The sequence below is a fragment of the Novosphingobium clariflavum genome (assembly GCF_026420865.1).
Lineage (GTDB): Bacteria > Pseudomonadota > Alphaproteobacteria > Sphingomonadales > Sphingomonadaceae > Novosphingobium > Novosphingobium clariflavum.
Window position 1 is genome coordinate 1 of record NZ_JAPCWC010000093.1, and the last position, 1,078, is coordinate 1,078.

Here is a 1,078-nt window from a genome sequence, read left to right on the forward strand (position 1 = left end):
GCTACAAGCGCCGGCCTGGCAGCTATAGCGGCAAACCTTCCCTGGCGATCGACAACACGCTGGATCGCCGGTTCGACGTGGCTGCGCCAGACCGGGCCTGGGTGACAGACATTACCTGCTTCCGCACCCTGCAGGGATTTGCCTCTCTGGCGGTCGTGATTGATCTCTGCTCGCGCCGCATGGTGGGTTGGACGATGCAGAGCCGCCAGACTACCGATGTTGTGCTCCAAGCGCTGCACATGGCGGTTTGGCGGCGCAAACCGAAGCGGCGGGTGCTGATCGCTCGCGTTTCACCAGCAGGACTGGCCAGCCTTCATTCGGGCTCACAACCTTGAGCGCTCGATGAACCGGCGCGTCAACTGCCACGACAATGCCGTTGCCGAGACCTTCTTCTACTCACTCAAGCGTCAGCGCATCCGGCAACGGACCTACAAAACCCACGAGGAAGACCGGCCGGGCGGGTTAGATTACATCGAGATGTTCTACAATCCGGTGCGCAAGTTGGTTAGGAACGGAATGCTGTCACCCGCCCAGTTCGAACGGCAGCGGATTTTGAAAGTAGAAGGCGTCTAGAAAACTAGGCGGCGTTGACAAAAGGGATTCCCAATCTGGCAGAGTGAGGTGGTCCCGCCTTCTTGGACAATTTGGCGGCTAAGTTAAGCTAATCCCGGTTGTCGTTCACGCCGCCTGTTTGATCATCAGATCATGGGGGGCATGCCCCCCATGATCTGATTGCCCGATCCGCCGATAGGCCTCGGCCGGGGTTTTTCCGGCCAGGCCCGAGTGCGGACGCTGGGTGTTGTAATAGGTGATCCAGCGGCCCCGCCCGTCCATGCTGATGCGAACCTCGGCCTCGCGCAGCACAGTGGTGAAGGCCTGCGACGTGAACTGGCTGCCTTGGTCGGTGTTGAAGATCTCGGGCTTGCCGTAGCGAGCCAGCGCCTCCTCCAGCGCCGCGACGCAGAACCCTGCATCCATCGTATTCGATAGCCGCCACGCCAGCACCTTCCGGGTTGCCCAGTCCATGATCGCGACCAGGTACAGGAAGCCGCGCCGCATCGGGATGTAGGTCACATCA

General features: G+C 60.9%; 1 protein-coding gene and 1 pseudogene. One reads left to right on the top strand and one right to left on the bottom strand.

Translation table 11 applies throughout. The features are described from left to right. Nucleotides 1-573: pseudogene (locus OKA11_RS24400) on the top strand (IS3 family transposase); the annotation flags it as partial. A 105-nt stretch (nucleotides 574-678) separates the two neighbouring features. Here the strand turns inward: OKA11_RS24400 and OKA11_RS24405 are convergent. Beyond that, on the bottom strand, nucleotides 679-1,078 hold a 400-nt coding region (locus OKA11_RS24405), incomplete at its 5' end, for a DDE-type integrase/transposase/recombinase (protein WP_267225224.1).